This window comes from Lunatimonas sp. (assembly GCF_020832325.1).
GTDB lineage: Bacteria > Bacteroidota > Bacteroidia > Cytophagales > Cyclobacteriaceae > Lunatimonas.
Genome location: NZ_JAFIEU010000008.1, coordinates 52,392 through 70,451, shown reverse-complemented (window position 1 = coordinate 70,451; position 18,060 = coordinate 52,392). Strand labels below are relative to the sequence as shown.

Genomic DNA, 18,060 nt, shown 5'->3' with positions numbered 1-18,060 from the left:
TAAAACACGCTTACCAAATTGGACTTGAGAGGACCGTTCGAACGAAGCTCGTTTCAACTCATCAGTATCGCATCCATTGAAAAAGCCTTCCGGGTGCTTACCTGGTGCGGAATCAATCGATGTTCCAACAATTCAACCTCACCACTATGCTTCCATAAAAGCGCCGTGGTGTTCACTGTCCCGTAATAATCCTCCACTTCGATAAACTGGGCTGATACTGCTTCTTCCAAATGTGCAGACAGTCCCGTAGTGGGCAGCCTTTCCGCTGACGCCAACTCCCGTGACTGCAACAATGAACCAACTTCCTCTAGCCTGATCTCTTTTTGCAAAATCAAATTGGCCACTTCCTGCTTTGCTTTTTCCACTTTCGGCCAGGGAGTATCCAACAGGGCATTGCTTAGTCCGTGCAATCCTGGAGTGACGCGCTGAACCGAGCGTTGGTAATTGGAGATAAACCACATTTCTCCGTTTTCTGCAAGTAACAGGTTAAATCCGTTGTACTGATTCTTTGTCTCCTGAAGGTTTGTGATAAATGTCGGCACAGAATCCTTTCTAGACAAGAATGCAGGAATCAACTCCCCCCGGCTTCTTCTGCTTGCCGATTCATTGGGAATATCCCTAAAATTTGTCAGCGCAGCAAACCTTCCGTTCGGATGGATACCCATCCAAGTACCTCCTGCTTTCAAATCCTTTCCAGCATAAAACCCCTCCTCCCATACATGCAAAGAAGCACTTGGCCGTTCAAAATACTCGTCCCTATTGGCCACTAACACCATTTTGTACATTGGATGATCTATCCAATTGAATGCGATCAGACACATAAAACTTCCTCAATTAATCCCAACTACACCGAGTATGCTAACAAACACAAAGCCAAAGAAGTTTTTTCCACCTTCCCGATCTTTGGATAACCCCTTTGGCTACACGCCTCTGAAGGACAATTCGCCAAAGAAAAGAGCGTCCTGCTCCAGCATAAATTGGAACAGGACGCCACAACCATTCGAAAGGATTTTACCGTGCTTTCATTTCGGCAGCGGCTATAGACATGGCTACAGACTCCTCATTATTCAACGGGGATACTACCAAATACACCTCTTGCTTACCACCTACGCCCGAGGCAAAGGGCAAACGTACCATCCCAGAAAAACGACCTTGCGCCTCCTTCATATCAGCACCCCGAACAACCTTCGAGGCGATTTCAGCCCCGTCACTGCTACCTTTTCTTAGAGTGATCTGATAGCCATACACCATCGGTTGGCGACTTCCCAACTGCATTTCCAGAGATTGAACTCCCGTTAAGTCAATATTTCCTATAGCTACCCAACTTTCCTTATCGGTAGCCGAAATCAGAATGGTCCTACCCTGTACGTCAACCGTGCCAAAATTTTCCTTATGCATACTTGCAAAATCTAGCTTGGGATTTCTCAAGTAAAGTACACCTCCTCCGGTAAGAGGCTTAATGTTTTGGCCACCCTTGTCCGTGTAAGTAGCGGTAATCCGAAGTGTTCCAAAATCCGACACCGGTTTGCCAAGGGTTGGATCCAATGAACCGATAGCCGGTAACGACGGCTGCCGGCTAGATTCATCAGCCAAGGAACGTATATAAGCAATGATCTTTTTCGCATCACCTTCCTTTACATCTGGGTTGGCAGGCATCATGGTCTCACCCCATACACCGGACCCTCCTTTCATGATCTTATTAATCAAGTGTGCCTCCGCCGTTGGGCTGTTGCGGTATTTTCTAACTACCTCTAGGTAGGCGGGTCCAATGGACGGCTCGTCCACCTTGTGACAGGTCTTGCAAGTGAGCGACTCCATTAGGCTCTTTCCAGCCATCGCCTCAGTCATCACCTGATGCCCCATAGACGCCTCTGCTTGGTCGAACCCTTCCATATAATCCGCCACCACATATAGAGAGGACAAATCGGAAGCTGCACTAGGATCGTCTGGGTCATCTACATTCACCTCGTAATTCACTTTTTGGCCTGGGAAATAAAAGGATTGATTACCTGCTACCTTGATTTGGACTAATGGTGTGATGTTACCGGCATATACCTCCACAGCTTGTGAGACCGTAGTGAGGCCGCCCGTGTCCGTAACACGGAGACGAATAGCGTAGTCACCCACTTGATTAAAGGTGTAAGTTAGGGTGGGCTCGCTGGTTTCCACTACTTCCCCATTTCCCAAATCCCACTGGAAGCTGAGTTTATCTTTCTCAGGATCCCGAACCTCTGCCTGTAGGTTCACTTCGAAGGGCAATGCACCGGAAGTATTGTCTGCACGGATCGATGTAATCACGGGCGCCCGGTTGCCTGGGTTGTAGTCTATCCTTGACAGCGCCGCATCCGGGTTTTTGGAAAACCATCCATTCCCATACTCTAAGTAGTATAACTTCCCGTCGGGACCGAGCTCCATATCAATCAATGCGTTGTTACGGGTGCCTGGCATGAATGGCTCCATCTTCTCGTAGTCGCCGTTTTCATCCATCGTGACAACTTTTACCCAGCCCCTAATCCATTCATAGATGAACAGCTTGCCGTCAAAATAGTCCGGCAGACCTCCCCCATTGGGGTAAAGGTCCGAATAATACACCGGCCCGGCCATGGCATTCCTGCCTCCTGTGCCTACTTGGGGAAACTCTGCGGATTCCACATAAGGGTACCAAATAAAGGCGGGTTGAGCCGGCGGCAGTTCACGAATGCCCGTATTATTTCGGGATATATTCACCGGCTTTTGGGGATCAAATGTAATACCCGATTCCCCTGTATCGAAATTGTATGCCGTATAGGGATAATTATCGCCCACAAAAAACGGCCATCCAAAATTGCCTGCCTTTTTTGCTTGGTTTACCTCATCGTACCCCATGGGGCCTCTTATCCCTAGACTATCGGCCCGCGCGTCAGGACCCACTTCACCCCAATAAAGGTATCCCGTCTTTTTGTCAACGGAAATACGGTAGGGATTTCGGTTACCCTGCACGTAAATCTCCGGTCTGGTTCCTTCTTGACCTTTCGGGTACAAATTCCCCTCAGGGATATCGTAACTTCCGTCTTCGTTGACTTTTATCCGAAGGATCTTACCCCTTAAATCGTTGCTATTTCCGGAAGAACGAGCCGCATCGTACTGTTCCCTTCCAGGGCGATCGTCAATAGGGGCGTATCCACGCAGTGTAAACCGGGAATTGGCCTGGTTAAAGGGTGTCGCATTGTCACCAGCTGAGACATAGAGCAATCCATCCTTGTCAAAAGCTATGGATCCGCCAGTATGGCAGCAAATATCCCGCTGCGAGTAAAACTCCAGGATCACCTGCTCTGAAGCCATATTCAGTTCATCGTTTTCAAATTTGAAGCGGGAAAGCCTGTTCACCCATTCACCCGTTGGGCTGTAAAAAAGATATACCCATCGGTTGGTGGCAAAATTCGGATCTATCTGCAATCCCAACAGACCCTCCTCGGCATTTACACCACGTACGTCCGTTCTCCAATATACATCGAGTAGTCCAGCAGGCTTAACTACAGACCCATCTTGCTTGTAAAGAAGCACCTCGCCCCTTCGCTGGGCAACCAAAATATCCAGATTAGGCAAAATAGCCATCTCGACGGGTTCGGTAAATACCCCTGAGGCAAGTGTGGTTTTTTCAAATCGATCCTCCTCGGGTACGCGCTTGCTGACAGCCTTCGAATAGTCCCGCTTGCCTTTTTTTCCAATAGCGTACTGAATGCCCTCCAGAATATGTTTCAAAAACAACTCTTCGGTAAACGACTCGCTGGTATGCCCACCACCGGTGTAGAAAGCCCTGCCACCGTCGTACTCATGATACCAAGCAATCGGATGATATCCCATGTCCACACCTCCCTGATAGCTGTCCTCATCCAAGGTAATCAGCACGTTTACCGCTTCATTGAAGTTTTTGTAGCTGTACCATTCGTCTTTTCTACCCCATTTTTCCGGCAGGAAGCGGGTAGTGGGGTGGTCCCTATCCACCACGTCCAGCATCCCATCCTGCACGTTGGGGTGTGGATCGTTGATCCCTGGATGATCCAAGAAGTTGCCACCCACCATTTTTGCAAACCAAGGCCAATCATATTCTGTGTCAGCAGCAGCATGGATGCCCACAAAACCGCCACCAGCCTGAATGTAGCGTTCAAAATCAGCTTGTTGGTAGTGATCCAACACGTCTCCGGTCGTGCTGAGAAATATGACTGCATCATAGTCCTTCAGAATTTCCTCGGTAAACATGGCTGCATTCTTGGTAGTGTCCACGTCAAATCCATGTTCGGCACCTAGCCGCAGTATGGCTGCGATGCCATCGGGAATCGACTGATGGTAGTATCCGGCTGTTTTGCTGAACACCAAGACTTTGGGGTTGCCCGACCTCCCGGTGCAGGAAACAAACACAGTCATCGAGGCAAAAAGCAGCAAAAGCAACACGCCAATAGGTTTTAGGCATTTATTCATCGTATTCATGATTAGTTATAGGTGTCAATATTTTCCGTTGATAGGACAAATTCCTCGATTTCAAAGGTCGGGTCAATAAGGTCCTAGTAGGTGGCCCTTCCTCCCGAAAGATCAAATACAAAAGCGGTGTTGAAACTGGACTCTTCGGAAACGATCCATGCGGCCAAGGAAGCTGTCTCAGCCACTGTCCCAAAGCGTTGCATAGGTATCTTGGATGCCATGTACTCCAGTTGTTCGGGTGCGGTATCCGAATTCATGGGCGTTTTGATCACTGCGGGCGCAATTCCATTCACAGTAATTCCGGTAGCCGCCAATTCTTTACCCAAGCTTTTTACCAAACCGATCACACCTGCCTTAGTGGCCGAATAGCCCGCCATGAAGGGATTTCCCTCTTTACCGGCGATGGATGCTATAAGCAATATCCTGCCGTAATCAATTTTTTCCATGTGGGGAATCACATGCTTACACACTAGAAAGGAACCCCGCAGATTTATCTTATAAATTTGGTCAAAGGCCTCCGTAGCATAATCGGTAATTTTGGTCTGCGTAGGTCCTACGATCCCCGCAGCATGTACCAAAATGTCTATGCGTCCAAAAAAATCCGCAGCCTCTGCAAATGCCTTTTTCACCTGCTCTTCATCCGAAACATCCACCACTTGGATCATGCAATCGCGTTTGGCGGCCTGAAGCTCTTCTTGCCTTTTTTGCAGCAGGCTCTCTTGAATATCCCATAGGACCACCTTGCCTCCTTCTTCGGCAATACGCTCGGCTACGGCCCTGCCAATTCCATCAGCAGCACCGGTAACCACAGCTACCCGATGCTCAAATCGTAATTTTGTCATTTTGGATTTTTCTAAATAGCCCCCTAAACTAATACATCAGCCGCAGGAATCCATAGGGGCCTTGCGTTTTTTATATAAGTAACGGTACTATTTTACGAAAAAGGTAAATGGGCTACGGGAAAGTACAGGACAGCGTTTGCGTGATTTGTTTGTTAAATTTACATTTTAAGGTAAATTCACCTAGATTTCGAAACAACTACGATGAGGAGACAGATGAAGCAAGTTGCTTTTACCATGAGACTAAAGCCTGGGTTTGCAGAGGAGTACCAGAGAAGACACGATGAAATCTGGCCAGCCCTACAATCTCTGCTGAAAGAATCCGGCATCACCGATTACCATATATTCCTCGACGATGCCACCAATACCCTCTTCGCGTTTCAGCAGACAGCGGGTGAGGGATCCTCTCAGGATTTGGGCAGCAACGAAGTGGTAAAAAAGTGGTGGGCTTACATGGCCGATATCATGGAGACCCATCCCGACCACTCTCCCATCACCAAGTCTTTGACCAAAGTTTTCAGCCTTAAATAGGTGTTCGGCCAGTTGACCAAACCTTTACACATGGAAAAAACCTCTACCCAAAATACCCGTATTTACCTCATCTTCAAGCTTTGCCTCATCTGCCTAGGATTCCCAGTCCTAGGACAGGTATCGCCTCAGCAACGAACGGAAGAAAATCCCGGCTATTGGCCCGAAATATCACGGACCGCTAAACCCTGGACCCGCTGGTGGTGGATGGGTAATGCAGTAGACAAAGAGAATATCACGCACTTATTGAAAGAATACGCGGACGCTGGCCTTGGAGGGCTGGAAATTGCCCCCATTTACGGAGCTAAAGGGTTTGAAGATCGGTTCGTGGAATACCTGAGCCCAGAATGGCTGGAATTACTGCACCATACCGTTTCAGAAGCCAATACACATCACATGGGTATAGACCTGACCCAGGGTACCGGATGGCCCTTTGGGGGACCTTGGGTGAAGCCTGAAATGGCCGCCCAGCGTATGCTGGTGCAGCAATACACGTGGGACAGAACAAACCTCGACCGGCCGGTGAAAATGGAAGACTACAGAGCAGAGCGCGTTGCCTATGAGGTAGCACATATCATGGCATATGCAGCGGATGGCAAGGCTGCCGAGATCACCCATTGCCTACAGAGGGACGGCTCGTTAAATTGGAACGGGAAAGGAGCCCACAAGATTCTGGCTATTTTCAAGGTTCAAACAGGCCAACAGGTCAAGCGGGCTGCTCCTGGCGGGCAGGGATTTACCTTAGACCATTACTCACGGGAGTCGGTACAATCCTATCTCTCCCATTTCGAAGAGGCATTTTCCGGAAACACCCCCGCAATCCGGGCTTTTTACAACGACAGCTTTGAAGTATATGGATCAGACTTCACCGAGGGATTTTTCGACTATTTTCAGAAAAAACGTGGCTACGATTTAAAACATCACCTACCGACATTGTTGGCGGCTGATCAGACGGAAGCAGGCACCCGGCTGAAATCGGATTACCGGGAAACCATCAGCGACATGCTTCTGGAGAATTTTACCCAGCAGTGGACAGACTGGGCACATAAGCACGGGAAGAAAACCAAAAACCAAGCACATGGGTCACCGGGAAACCTGCTAGACCTCTACGCAACAGTGGACATTCCCGAAGGTGAAACGTTTGGCTCCAGCTACTTCCCCATTCCCGGTTTACGAAGAGATAGCGCTGACATTCGCAATGTGGACCCAGATCCGATAATGCTTAAGTTTGCCTCCTCGGCTGCACACCTGTCCGGAAAAAACCTCGTCTCTTCGGAAACCTTTACGTGGTTGGGCGAACATTTCAAGTCTTCCTATTCGCAGGCAAAACCGGAGTTGGAACAGGCCTTTTTGGCCGGGATAAATCACATGTTTTACCACGGCGTGACGTACTCTCCCCAAGAGCTCGCTTTTCCAGGATGGCTGTTTTACGCTTCGCTGAACCTAACCACCCACAACAGCCTGTGGGGCCATTTCAGAGGATTCAATGACTTTGTTGCCCGTAGTCAATCCGTGCTGCAGGCAGGAATGCCTTCGCACGAGATTCTCATGTATTGGCCCATTTACGATGTCTGGGCTGACCCCAAGGGACTTTCGAAAATGATCACCGTTCACAACATCGACGAATGGCTGCACCCCACTCCCTTTTACCAATCCTCCAAGCAACTTATAGGCCAGGGCTATTCGGTAGATTTTGTGTCTGATGCCCTGTTGAAAAGCCTTCGGGTGCAGGACGGTCAATTGGCCATGGTAGGAGGAAGTTTGGCCCAAGCTATTCTTGTTCCGAAGCTGACCTATATACGTCCGGAAACCTTGGAGACATTGATGGCCCTCGCTGAAAACGGCGCACGAATCATCTTTCAGAAAAAACCACAGGATGCCCCGGGATATTACCAAGCTTCCGAACAAAAAGCCAAGCTGGCCCAGCTTTGGGAAAGTATCGCTTTTCGCCCCGTAACTTCCGGGATATGGGAGGCAAAGCATGGTCAAGGCCTCCTAGTAGTCAGTAGCGACTTTCAAAACGCTCTCAACTATACCGGTGTAGAAAGGGAAACACTGACAGACTCCGGACTGAAGTTTATCCGGCGCATCTCCGACGAAGAAGCCTACTATTATTTGGTAAACCATACCGCCACGACCATAGATGCGTGGATACCTTTGAATCACAGAGGCAAAGAAGCCATCCTATTGGACCCCCAACACGGCCGCACTGGGAAAGCTGAATCCAAGCAAGAAGCCAATCAGTGGAAGGTGAGGGTTCAAATTGAAGCGGGTGAATCCCAGATAGTGAAAATATTGCCAAATACAACCGCTTCGATCAACGCCTGGCCTTACCGAAATGACAAGCAGCAGACACTTACACTTCCCGGACCATGGCAGGTGACATTTATTTCCGGCGGTCCCGCTTTGCCCGAAAACAGCAGCATGGAAACTGTACAGCCATGGACCAGCTGGGGGGACAACCGAAACCGATCCTTTTCAGGCATCGGCGCTTACGAAACCACCTTTGACCTAAGTGACCAATCTGGACAGGTACTCATCCTCGACTTGGGAACGGTGCATGAAAGCGCCAAAGTCTGGCTAAACGGTAAAGAGGTGGGCTATGTGTATGGACTGCCATTCCGAATCGACATCAGTGACCACGTTGTGGCTGGAAAAAATATCCTTAAAGTGGAAGTCGCCAACCTGATGGCCAACCGGATCCGGCATATGGACCAGCAGGGAGAAGAATGGCGCAACTATCACGAAATCAACTTTGTAAACATCGACTACAAACCGTTTGACGCCTCCGGCTGGGAAGTGATGCCTTCCGGTATCGCAGGCCCGGTTACTATTGAAATTTACCGCTGATAAAACTTTGCCGAATTTATCGGCCTAGAATGGATTACTTAGGCAAGTAAAAATTAAGGATTGCATATATTCGGAAATACCCGATTTCATTGATAAATTACAGCGATTCACTTAAACCCAATTGGCAAACTAAAATAACCGAGTCATGTTAGCAACTAAGACTTTGATCCGACTGGATGAAAACTCCAGAATCCCGAAATACCTACAAATTGCCCATTCAATCATCGAGGACATCGAGTCCCAACATCTGACAGTGGGCGATAAAATCCCCTCTATCAATGAAATCAGCGAGGAATACTACCTCTCCCGGGATACCGTGGAAAAGGCGTATAATCAGCTCAAAGAAAAGAAAATCATTGTATCGGTCAAGGGCAAAGGATACTATGTGGCAAGGAATATTTCCCACAATAAGGAAACGGTGCTATTCCTGATGAATAAGCTGAGTAACTACAAGTTACGCATTTATAACTCATTTATTGATAGCATGGGAACCTCCGTACAGGTAGATTTGCAGATATACCATTGTGACCCAAAAAACTTACTACATATCCTGGAAGAGAACATGGGTGCTTACGACCACTTTGTGGTCATGCCTCATTTTAAAAACGATGACAAAAGTCATTACAATATTGATTGCAGCGTAATGGAAACGCTCAAAAGAATCCCCTCCGAAAAGCTGCTGATCATGGATAATTACCTGGCAGATTTTGAGGGACAAGTAGCCTCCATTTACCAAGACTTCAAACACGATATTTATAAAGCTCTGTGTGAAGGTATATTTCAGTTGCAAAATTACGAAAAGCTCCTGTTGGTATACCCACAGCAAACCCTATATCCCTATCCAAAAGAGATCATGCAGGGGTTTAAAAAATTCTGCAAGGACTTTGAATTTGACCACGAAATCCTAGAGACAGTATATACGGACATGGAATTACGCTCCGGCGACGTGTTTATTGTAATTGAAGAAAACGACTTAGTCAATCTGGTCAAGCAAGTACGGGAACAAAACTTGGCACTGGGCGAGGATATTGGGATCATCTCCTACAACGACACCCCGCTGAAAGAGCTGCTTGGCATCACGGTCATCTCTACGGATTTCAAACTAATGGGTGAGACAGCTGCCTACATGATCCGGAAGCAAAAGAAAGAATCGGTCAAAAATGTATTTAACTTTATCAACAGGGGATCCGTCTGATATCCTTCTTTGGTAGACTTTCCCTACACATCTTGGATTGAGAAAAACATTCTGAAAGACAAACATACTGGTATAAGCAAGTTTTTATGTGGAATAGAAAAGCGCTAGTGCAACGACTGGATGCGGTAAATGAATACGAACAGGAACCCATCCCGCAAAACAAGCTAAAGGGCTGGAAGAGTTTTTTGGGTACTTATGCGGGAGAACATACCGCCGGCACGGAATTTGTCATAGGGCCCTTATTTGTAGCCCACGGAGCCGGTGCGGTGGACTTGGTGAGCGGGTTAATCATTGGAAATATCCTGGCAGTACTAAGCTGGGCATTCTACACCGGAAAAATCGCCGTAAAAACACGCGTCACGCTGTACTATCAATTGGAGAAAATCGCCGGACACCGCTTTACTACCCTGTATAATTTGGTAAATGCCGGCCTATTCTGCTTTTTGGCCGGAGCGATGATTGCCGTATCGGCCACCGCCGTTGGTATCCCATTTGACTTGCCCATGCCTCAACTGACCGATGTGTACCCGAATAGCATCGGCTGGATTTTGACAGTTTTCGCGATAGGGGCCATCACCACCGTGGTCGCCATGTTTGGATTTGATCTCGTTTCCAAATTTGCCAACGTAGCAGCACCCTGGATGATTATGATATTCATCGCCTCTGCCATCGCTGTTTTACCCCGCCTAGGCGTTACCCAGATCAGTGAATTTTGGCCGGTGGCCAAAGAGGTTATCTGGACCGGTGTTCCGTTGGAAGGACAGAGTAAATTTACCTTTTGGCACGTGATGTTCTTTGCCTGGTTTTGCAACATGGCCATGCATATCGGTTTGGCTGACATGTCCATATTGCGCTATGCCAAAAAGTGGCAATACGGATTCTCCTCCGCTACAGGTGTGTTTCTGGGACATTTTGTCGCCTGGCTTGCCTCCGGCATTCTGTATTCGCTGTTTCTACTCGAATCCCAAAACAGCCTGACCTTTGCGCCAGGGCCGATTGCCTACAGTGCCGTAGGTATAGCGGGGGCCATCTGCGTCATCATAGCGGGGTGGACAACCGCCAACCCCACCCTGTACCGGGCAGGACTGGCCATACAGTCTATCAATCCAAAATGGAAAACCTGGAAAGTGACCCTGTTTGTGGGTTTGGTAACCACCATAGCCGCCTGCTTTCCCGCCTTGGTGATGATGCTGTTAGAATTTGTGGCATTGTACGGGCTTATATTGATGCCGCTAGGAGCAGTAATCTTCATCGACATCTACCTCTTCGAAAAAATCGGGTTACAGTCAAACTATGCCTTCTTGAGCGGATCCAAATTAAACTGGTCTGCCGCACTTACTTGGGGTATTACCCTAGTATTCTGCCTTGGGCTCAATCTCTTCGGAGGGGTAGAAATATTCTTTCTTGGCCTTCCGGGATGGTTTGTAGCTGTGGCTGTCTATATCATCGCAGCAAAAATAAACCAAAAGAAAGCGGTAGCGGTAAATTCAAAACTGCCGGCCTAAGAGAGCCCAGCAAAATAAAGTTTGCCAGAGGCGGACAGGTATGACCTAGCCGGCATACACTGGGGGAATGGTAGGATGCGGCCGATGAACGCTGAAAAACAATTATAAACACATGAAATCGAGCATGACGTAGCCGTCACACACTGGAATGATTATTTCCCATGCGAGATTCCATCTGACCTTTGAAAAACAAAAAATAAACAGATGAAACACCTCATAAAAATCACCTCATTTATCGGACTGGGGCTTTCTATCGTTCCGGCAATTCTGGTATTTCAGGGCTCCATCACAGCGGAAAACTGTAAAAACCTCATGGCCGTTGGGACTCTCCTCTGGTTTGTAACCGCGCCCACCTGGATGAACAAATAAAAGAGGGGCGATTACAACCGATCTTCCACGAAGCCCCATTGCTCCAAGAGTTTATTCTATCAAGGTTTGGGCGCCATAACTTGTACCTGTATGCCGTCGGGTGCCGTCACGCTGGTGCTGATCGAACCGTCCTGCCGTCTATCGTGCCGAATTTGTACGGGACCCTTTGAGGTAGGGTAAGTACCCTCCACCCATTCCAGATCCCCAAGGTTTGGCTGAATGAGCAAAGTGGTCGCGCCAGGATTAACGACCTGAACGCCTAGAACATGCCTACTCATCCACGCTGTAGGGCCGGAAGCCCAGCCATGGCTGAGGTTATGCCGTAGCTTTTCATAGCTGTAGCCTCCGTAGCTTGCATGTACATCCACTTTTCCCGCAGGCACAAAGTCGTCGATTCTGGCCGCATTTTCCATCCAGTCTATGTTGAAGTCTTCCCAAAAGGTAGTCGCTCCCAAATCGATCATGGCTCCCCAATATTCGCGTATATTATCCAGTGCTCCCTGATAATCTCCTGCCTTGGCCTTGGCTTCCAACATATAGTAGCCGTAAAACGTGGAAAAATCCTTCACTCCGTCTTTGGCTACCACCTCTCTATTTGCTTCACCCGCATCCATTAGCCCGACCAAGGCCATCAGGGAAGCGGCTTGCTTGGAATTGCCATGAGGTGGCAGGTAGGTTCGGAGATTAGTAGCCATCTCTTTGGCCCGCTGCTCCATCGCCGGGTCAGCCAACACTTGGAAAATATCGCCCGCAGCGTCAAAGGCCCAAATAAGCATCGCCTGTAGTCCGGCGTGGATGGCTTCGGGGTTTTCACTCGATGGCCAATCCAAAAACCTCGTTCCGTCCAATTTTTCCCGGTTGCCCTCTACCCGGCTGATCATGTGTTCAGTCAGTTTTTCCAAGTAGGCCGTTTGGTCCTTCAAGTAATTCAATTGACCATGCTGCATGTACCAATCCCGGTGAATGATAATCCACCACATGGAATACGTACTGATCCCATTCATCCATTCCGGCATCGGGGTGATATCGCGTACCAGATCCAAACTTTTTGGTACAACGTCATTGTACCCAAACACAGCATTGATCGTAGACACTTCGGGGTGCATATCACCTATCCAAACCAGCCGGTCTCTCTTGATACCATCCCACAGGTATTCCTGCATATTGAGGTGAACCGTGTAAGCACCCATATCCCAAATCTGATTCAATCGCTCATCGTTGCTCCGAAAACTTCCCACATAAGGGATATCCCTGTAGGAAAATACAGCATTCGCTTCCTTAAGAATCAATTCCCGATCCGCATCCACCATGTCTATGCGCGCGTAGCGAAATCCGGAGTTACCCACTTCGATGGTTCCCAACCAAGGCAACGGCAGGATAAAATCCCGCATGGCATGGTCGTTTGTGGCACCGCCCACCGTGTCGATATCCGACATCGCTTCCGATACGGACTCTCCAAAACGAATGCGGACCCGAACCGGCTCTTTATTGCCCGTCATGCCCGTGACAAATTGAATCCCCCCATGTAGGTTGATCCCAAAATCCAATAGGATACCTGGCTTGACAGTATCCGAGCTCCTAAGAATACAGAAGCGCTGATCGGTAGCCAGTACGGCCTGTCCCCTATTTGGTCCCAAGAGGTAGGCTGGGTTTTGAATAAACCGTTCGTCTTGAACGGACTGCCAAAGCACCTTAGTAGGAGAGATGTACTTTCGTACGCGGGAATCATCCGTGACTTGTAGCCCTTCTATCTTTTGAAGGGCGGGGGGCAACTGGGCAAAAACTGGGTTGAGGCTCATGAAGAAAAGAAATATCAAACCAATGACCGAAAGCCTATTGCTGCCGGGTGCTACGTAGTGCTCATTCATAATGTAAGGAAAATTGATCCCTAAGATAGGGAATATGAACGAAAAATCGACCACGATGCCTGTTCAAGATACCTGCACGCTAACATGCTAATCCATTACGCCAAAAGATCGTAGCTCATCATCTATGATGGCATTCCAACGCTCTTGAGCAGCTCTATCCATTCCATGGGAGGTTTCCCGGTCGTATTGTTCCTGCAGGCGGTTCATTTCCCGGTAGCTCTCCAAGAACTCAAAGGATACCACCCGGTCAAAATTGTGGGGCAATAGATCCATCGTGCCAAGCCTTCGCTTCAATCGCTCGGTGATAATTTGGGCGATGTCAAAGTGGCGCTGCTCGTGGTTCAGTCCATAGTCATTGTTGCCCGGCCTTACCCAAGAAGAGTTTTTCAGCATGTAGGTCTTAAACATCAAATCGATCTGAACTTCCCCATCCACCAGTTTGGTATCGCCTTCGTAGGCGATACTTGCAAAAATAGAGGCGGCAAAATTGCCCATGCGAGGTCTCCCCTTAAAGTCCGACCAGGAAAGAGGTCGCTTAGGATCGTAAAACACCGTGTCATCCCGATTATCCACCCGGTAATCCCGCATAGACACACTTACCCGGTCCGCTAGTTTCTCATTGGTACCTGCTTCCCTTTCCACCCAATTGTGAAAATAGGTAAGTGCATTGACTAGGGATTTTCGGAAAATAGGCTCAATCACGGCCACCTGACCTACCCTACGCTTATAGGACATCCCACCCTGAAAATCCAGCAAATGAACCGGTTCACCGTTTCGTTGCAAAAAATAGCCGAAGTCCAAATACACATCCCCCTCAATGACCCCCCGACTGCTATCTGCCAGCTTTTCGACGATCTTACAATCCCTTATATGCACGCTAATGGGTCTAAGGGACGGATTCCTGGGTACAGCGCCAAACACAAAGGCCTCTAGACCGCCCATCGTTCCTCCGCGCAAATCGACCAGATTCAGGTTTGCACCCGCGCTGGCAGACGAAACCAAAAAGGCCACAGGTGTTCGGTCCGACCGCTTATCCTCCACTTTCGTAAAAAAATACTGGGAAGGTGTCACGTCCATGGGCAATACACGGAGGTCAATAGAAGAATAGCTGGATTGGGCGAAAGAATTAGTGAAAAAAACGAACACCCATAAAAAAACGGGGCTACCCCAAACGATTAAATCGACTGGTTTAAAACACTTTACCACATGTTTCGGTATTCGCTTCAATGCTCAAACGATGAATGATTCTACCTAGCTATAACGGCCTCTGCCTGTTCCTGGTTCTTCACCGAGAACCTCAATGGTACACCGGCATCCCTATACCGGACACCGTCGAAATCCGTCGAAGGGAGTCAAGTACTTTCCTATCCAACGGTATGCCTTCCCGTATACGGATCCCATAGGCACGGTGTTCGGGATCTCCGGGAACCAACACTTCCGTTGCACCGGGAAGCGGTGGGGTGGACCGCATCACCCGAATCCATTCGTCCACCGATCGCTTGAAAAATTCCAAGTCCTGAAACCCGCTTATGTCCCATGCCCCAAAGAAATGGCCTATGCCTTTACCTACTTGTTTGGTGTCAGATGTTCCGCTTTTAATGGCAAATGGGACCGCAAAAGGTCCCCAATTGGCACCACTTAATACCGCCGAAAGCACATCCACCATCGTTGCTAAGCAATATCCTTTGTGACCACTGCCTGCCTCGTCACTGCCCAGAGGCAACAAAGATCCACCCTGAATCATCTCCAGTGGATTGACGGTTGCCTGACCTTGAGCGTCAATGCACCAGCCATAGGGAACGGATTTTCCCTGTCGGTCTGCAATTTCCACTTTACCATAAGCCACCGTGCTGCTGGCCATGTCTATAATGAGCGGTTTTTGGGTAGCAGCCGGAAAGGCAACTGCCACCGGATTAGTCCCTAGCATTTTCTCGCGACCATTGAATGGAACCACACCTTTGGTGGTATTGGTCATGGACAAACCGATAAGATCCCGTCTCAATGCCTGAACAGGGTAGTAACCCGCCGCACCGTAATGATTTGTATGGCAAACACTGACCCATCCGGAACCATATTCCGAGGCTTTTTCCATCGCAATCTCATTACACTTGGGCCCAACCACTAACCCCAAGCCATTGTCTCCATCAATCGTTGCAACAGACGCCTTCTCGCGTAGTATCCGGATCGTTGGGTTTTTGTTGATTTTTCCCTGCTGGATCAAATCAAAATAGGTATCCAGACGGGCTACACCGTGGGAATCGATTCCATGTTCGTCACTATACGCCAATACTTCTGATGCCAGCGCAGCATCGGCAGCAGGTATTCCGGTCCATTCAAACACTTCCCGAACAAATCTTCTCAAATCCAAATGGTCAATTGGAGCATATTCCATGATACTTGGGAGTTAAAAACAAAACCCAGCCTTCCAACTACAAGGTGGAAGCGCTGGGCCTTATGCGTTGTTTAAATAGGAATTTAATCAGGGCAATGGCTTGATGCGAATATCCTTGTAATAAATTACGCTGTTTGGATCATGCGCCTGAAGGGCGATCGTGCCTCTGCTAAGCCGCTTCTTGCTATCTCCAATATCACCTCTATCGGTGGCTTCCACAAACTCGTTGATGACCTTTCCATTGACTTTCACGGTAATCTTATCTCCCTGTACGATGATCGTCTTGGTATACCACTCGCCATCGTTTACAAAGGTTTCCCGTACATCCTTGAAACTGTACACACTCCCTGTCTTTCTCCAGTCACCATGTGTCTGATTCACCTGTATCTCATACCCAACATCTGGCCATCCATCGTCCATGTAGGTAGTATGGATAAAAATGCCGGAATTTGCTTTGGGTTCGGTCTTGATTTTGGTCTCAAACTCAAAGTTTTTGAAGTCGTGCTTGTTTACTTTTCCTGTGTAAAAGAGATGGGCTCGGGGACCATCTACTTTGATTGCTCCGTCTACCACTTTAAACGATTCGGCATTGACGCCGACTTCCCACCCTTTTAGGGACTTCCCGTCAAAAAGCGTATAAAAGCCATCCTTACTCTTTTTCTGCGCATGCACCGAAAAGACAAAAAAGGCCATGAGACACATTAAAATTAATTTTTTCATGTTGCTTTTGGTTTATTGACTCTAATAGTTCCTTAAATGTAAGGCTTTCCGTGACAGATGTCAAAACTATCTTTACTTGAACGGCAGAAAGCTATAGCGGAACCCGCTTCTTTGGTAACTGATAGCGTGGACAAATCCTATTGGAAGTATTCGATTTAAACGATCAAAATTAAAATGAATAGGTTTTGAATTTAAAAACCTAGCCGTAATTTAGGGAAATTTTTAACAATTTTTGACTAAGTAATTAAGTAAACAGTAAACCGTTAGACGCATGGGCCAAGTAGAAAAAACTTCCTATTCACAGGAAGAATTAAAGGAGTTTGAAGATCTGATCAATGAAAAGCTTGCAGTAGCCAAAGAAGAGCTTTCCCAGCTAAAGCAAACCCTAAGCAAAAGCAACGACAGTGGCACCGACAACACCGCATCTACTTCCAAGCTGCTTGAGGATGGTGCTGACACCCTGGAGAGAGAAAACCTGAGTCAGTTGGCCGCCAGGCAGCAAAAATTTATTATCAATCTGGAAAATGCGTTGAGAAGGATCAAAAATGGCACCTACGGTGTATGCGTTGACACCGGAAAGCTTATTTCAAAAGAAAGACTGAAGGCCGTTCCTCACACCATGCACAGTATAGAGGCAAAACTTGCCAAAAAATAGCCCTTGGATTTTCTACACCGACATATTGAAGCGTTGATATTTTGCTCTCAAGAGGCTTTGTCCATCCAGGATATCCAACGATGCCTTTCAGAGATGTTTGAATCCGAAGTTCCGACAGCGCATATCGAAACTGGCCTATCGGAACTTACGGAAAAGTACCAACAAGAAGATTTTGCGTTTGCATTGGAGAAAATCAGCGGTGGATACTTATTTCTAACCAAACCGGCCTACCAAAGCAGTATTTCCATCCTGCTAAAACACCAATCCCAACGCAGGTTGTCCGCAGCCCAACTGGAAACGCTTTCGATTATTGCCTACAAGCAGCCTATCACCAAATCCGAAATGGAGCAAATCCGGGGCGTAAACTGTGATTACTCCGTACAAAAGCTGTTGGAAAAAGAACTTATCGTGATTAAAGGAAAATCCGATAGTCTGGGTAAGCCGATGCTCTACGGTACCAGCCAAAAATTCATGGACTATTTCGGCATCAACGATCTCAAAGACTTGCCCCAGCCCAAGGATTTTGCCGAGGAAGAAAATCAAATCGGCAATCAGAGCAATTGATTCCTATAGAAAAAAGCCCCACGCAGATTTGTCGTTTCTGCACTAGGAATCAGGAGTCTAACCGATACTTTTTAGAGCTCCCAAAAGAAATACCAAATAAATAAGCTATCTTTGTGG

The 18,060-nt window shown here is 47.9% G+C and carries 14 protein-coding genes; 7 read left to right on the top strand and 7 right to left on the bottom strand.

All coding sequences use genetic code 11. From position 1 onward, the window contains the following. Window positions 1-53: 53 nt before the first annotated feature. From JJU34_RS02335 to JJU34_RS02325, 3 genes are all read right to left on the bottom strand, one after another. Window positions 54-821, bottom strand: a complete 768-nt coding sequence (locus JJU34_RS02335; RefSeq protein ID WP_228690710.1) for an NRDE family protein — start codon at window positions 819-821, stop codon at window positions 54-56. A 190-nt stretch (window positions 822-1,011) separates the two neighbouring features. Beyond that, window positions 1,012-4,458, bottom strand: coding sequence for a ThuA domain-containing protein (locus tag JJU34_RS02330; RefSeq protein ID WP_228690709.1), 3,447 nt, complete (start codon window positions 4,456-4,458; stop codon window positions 1,012-1,014). Between the two features lie 83 nt (window positions 4,459-4,541). Then, on the bottom strand, window positions 4,542-5,300 hold the full coding sequence (locus JJU34_RS02325; protein ID WP_228690708.1) for an SDR family NAD(P)-dependent oxidoreductase: 759 nt from the start codon (window positions 5,298-5,300) through the stop codon (window positions 4,542-4,544). Between the two features lie 213 nt (window positions 5,301-5,513). On the opposite strand from JJU34_RS02325, the gene rhaM reads away from it, so the two are divergent. The 5 genes from rhaM to JJU34_RS02300 all read left to right on the top strand — a co-directional run bounded on the left by rhaM (window position 5,514) and on the right by JJU34_RS02300 (window position 11,744). Then, the gene (gene rhaM, locus JJU34_RS02320) at window positions 5,514-5,828 is read left to right on the top strand and encodes an L-rhamnose mutarotase (protein ID WP_228690707.1); all 315 of its coding nucleotides are present in this window, start codon (window positions 5,514-5,516) and stop codon (window positions 5,826-5,828) included. Between the two features lie 30 nt (window positions 5,829-5,858). After that, window positions 5,859-8,675 (top strand): glycosyl hydrolase, encoded by a 2,817-nt coding sequence (locus tag JJU34_RS02315; RefSeq protein WP_228690706.1) that lies wholly within the window; start codon window positions 5,859-5,861, stop codon window positions 8,673-8,675. 145 nt (window positions 8,676-8,820) lie between these two features. Further along, window positions 8,821-9,870 carry a GntR family transcriptional regulator gene (locus JJU34_RS02310; protein WP_228690705.1) on the top strand — a complete coding sequence of 350 codons (1,050 nt, stop codon included), beginning with the start codon at window positions 8,821-8,823 and terminating at the stop codon, window positions 9,868-9,870. A gap of 86 nt (window positions 9,871-9,956) precedes the next feature. Next, complete coding sequence (locus tag JJU34_RS02305; RefSeq protein WP_228690704.1) at window positions 9,957-11,375, top strand: hypothetical protein; 1,419 nt, start codon at window positions 9,957-9,959, stop codon at window positions 11,373-11,375. Window positions 11,376-11,579: 204 nt separating this feature from the next. Continuing rightward, window positions 11,580-11,744 (top strand): hypothetical protein, encoded by a 165-nt coding sequence (locus tag JJU34_RS02300; protein WP_228690703.1) that lies wholly within the window; start codon window positions 11,580-11,582, stop codon window positions 11,742-11,744. 59 nt (window positions 11,745-11,803) lie between these two features. Here JJU34_RS02300 and JJU34_RS02295 read toward each other — a convergent pair whose 3' ends face one another. The 4 genes from JJU34_RS02295 to JJU34_RS02280 form a co-directional block, all read right to left on the bottom strand. Then, complete coding sequence (locus JJU34_RS02295; protein ID WP_228690702.1) at window positions 11,804-13,612, bottom strand: alpha-L-rhamnosidase C-terminal domain-containing protein; 1,809 nt, start codon at window positions 13,610-13,612, stop codon at window positions 11,804-11,806. A gap of 87 nt (window positions 13,613-13,699) precedes the next feature. After that, window positions 13,700-14,689: a hypothetical protein gene (locus JJU34_RS02290; RefSeq protein WP_228690701.1), complete on the bottom strand. Its 990-nt coding sequence runs from the start codon at window positions 14,687-14,689 to the stop codon at window positions 13,700-13,702. Between the two features lie 220 nt (window positions 14,690-14,909). Then, window positions 14,910-16,004: an Ldh family oxidoreductase gene (locus JJU34_RS02285; protein WP_228690700.1), complete on the bottom strand. Its 1,095-nt coding sequence runs from the start codon at window positions 16,002-16,004 to the stop codon at window positions 14,910-14,912. An 87-nt stretch (window positions 16,005-16,091) separates the two neighbouring features. Continuing rightward, the gene (locus JJU34_RS02280) at window positions 16,092-16,724 is read right to left on the bottom strand and encodes a DUF1080 domain-containing protein (protein ID WP_228690699.1); all 633 of its coding nucleotides are present in this window, start codon (window positions 16,722-16,724) and stop codon (window positions 16,092-16,094) included. A gap of 271 nt (window positions 16,725-16,995) precedes the next feature. Between JJU34_RS02280 and JJU34_RS02275 the strand changes: the two genes are divergently transcribed. Next, on the top strand, window positions 16,996-17,379 hold the full coding sequence (locus JJU34_RS02275; protein ID WP_228690698.1) for a TraR/DksA C4-type zinc finger protein: 384 nt from the start codon (window positions 16,996-16,998) through the stop codon (window positions 17,377-17,379). A 3-nt stretch (window positions 17,380-17,382) separates the two neighbouring features. Beyond that, window positions 17,383-17,943 (top strand): SMC-Scp complex subunit ScpB, encoded by a 561-nt coding sequence (scpB, locus tag JJU34_RS02270; protein WP_228690697.1) that lies wholly within the window; start codon window positions 17,383-17,385, stop codon window positions 17,941-17,943. Window positions 17,944-18,060: the final 117 nt, after the last annotated feature.

Coding starts and splice junctions, on each gene's coding strand:
- JJU34_RS02300 (WP_228690703.1), top strand. CDS start 11,580: ATGAAACACCTCATAAAAATCACCTCATTTATCGGACTGGGGCTTTCT.
- JJU34_RS02330 (WP_228690709.1), bottom strand. CDS start 4,458: ATGAATAAATGCCTAAAACCTATTGGCGTGTTGCTTTTGCTGCTTTTT.
- JJU34_RS02290 (WP_228690701.1), bottom strand. CDS start 14,689: ATGGACGTGACACCTTCCCAGTATTTTTTTACGAAAGTGGAGGATAAG.
- rhaM (WP_228690707.1), top strand. CDS start 5,514: ATGAAGCAAGTTGCTTTTACCATGAGACTAAAGCCTGGGTTTGCAGAG.
- JJU34_RS02325 (WP_228690708.1), bottom strand. CDS start 5,300: ATGACAAAATTACGATTTGAGCATCGGGTAGCTGTGGTTACCGGTGCT.
- JJU34_RS02315 (WP_228690706.1), top strand. CDS start 5,859: ATGGAAAAAACCTCTACCCAAAATACCCGTATTTACCTCATCTTCAAG.
- JJU34_RS02295 (WP_228690702.1), bottom strand. CDS start 13,612: ATGAATGAGCACTACGTAGCACCCGGCAGCAATAGGCTTTCGGTCATT.
- JJU34_RS02280 (WP_228690699.1), bottom strand. CDS start 16,724: ATGAAAAAATTAATTTTAATGTGTCTCATGGCCTTTTTTGTCTTTTCG.
- JJU34_RS02285 (WP_228690700.1), bottom strand. CDS start 16,004: ATGGAATATGCTCCAATTGACCATTTGGATTTGAGAAGATTTGTTCGG.
- JJU34_RS02335 (WP_228690710.1), bottom strand. CDS start 821: ATGTGTCTGATCGCATTCAATTGGATAGATCATCCAATGTACAAAATG.
- JJU34_RS02305 (WP_228690704.1), top strand. CDS start 9,957: ATGTGGAATAGAAAAGCGCTAGTGCAACGACTGGATGCGGTAAATGAA.
- JJU34_RS02310 (WP_228690705.1), top strand. CDS start 8,821: ATGTTAGCAACTAAGACTTTGATCCGACTGGATGAAAACTCCAGAATC.
- JJU34_RS02275 (WP_228690698.1), top strand. CDS start 16,996: ATGGGCCAAGTAGAAAAAACTTCCTATTCACAGGAAGAATTAAAGGAG.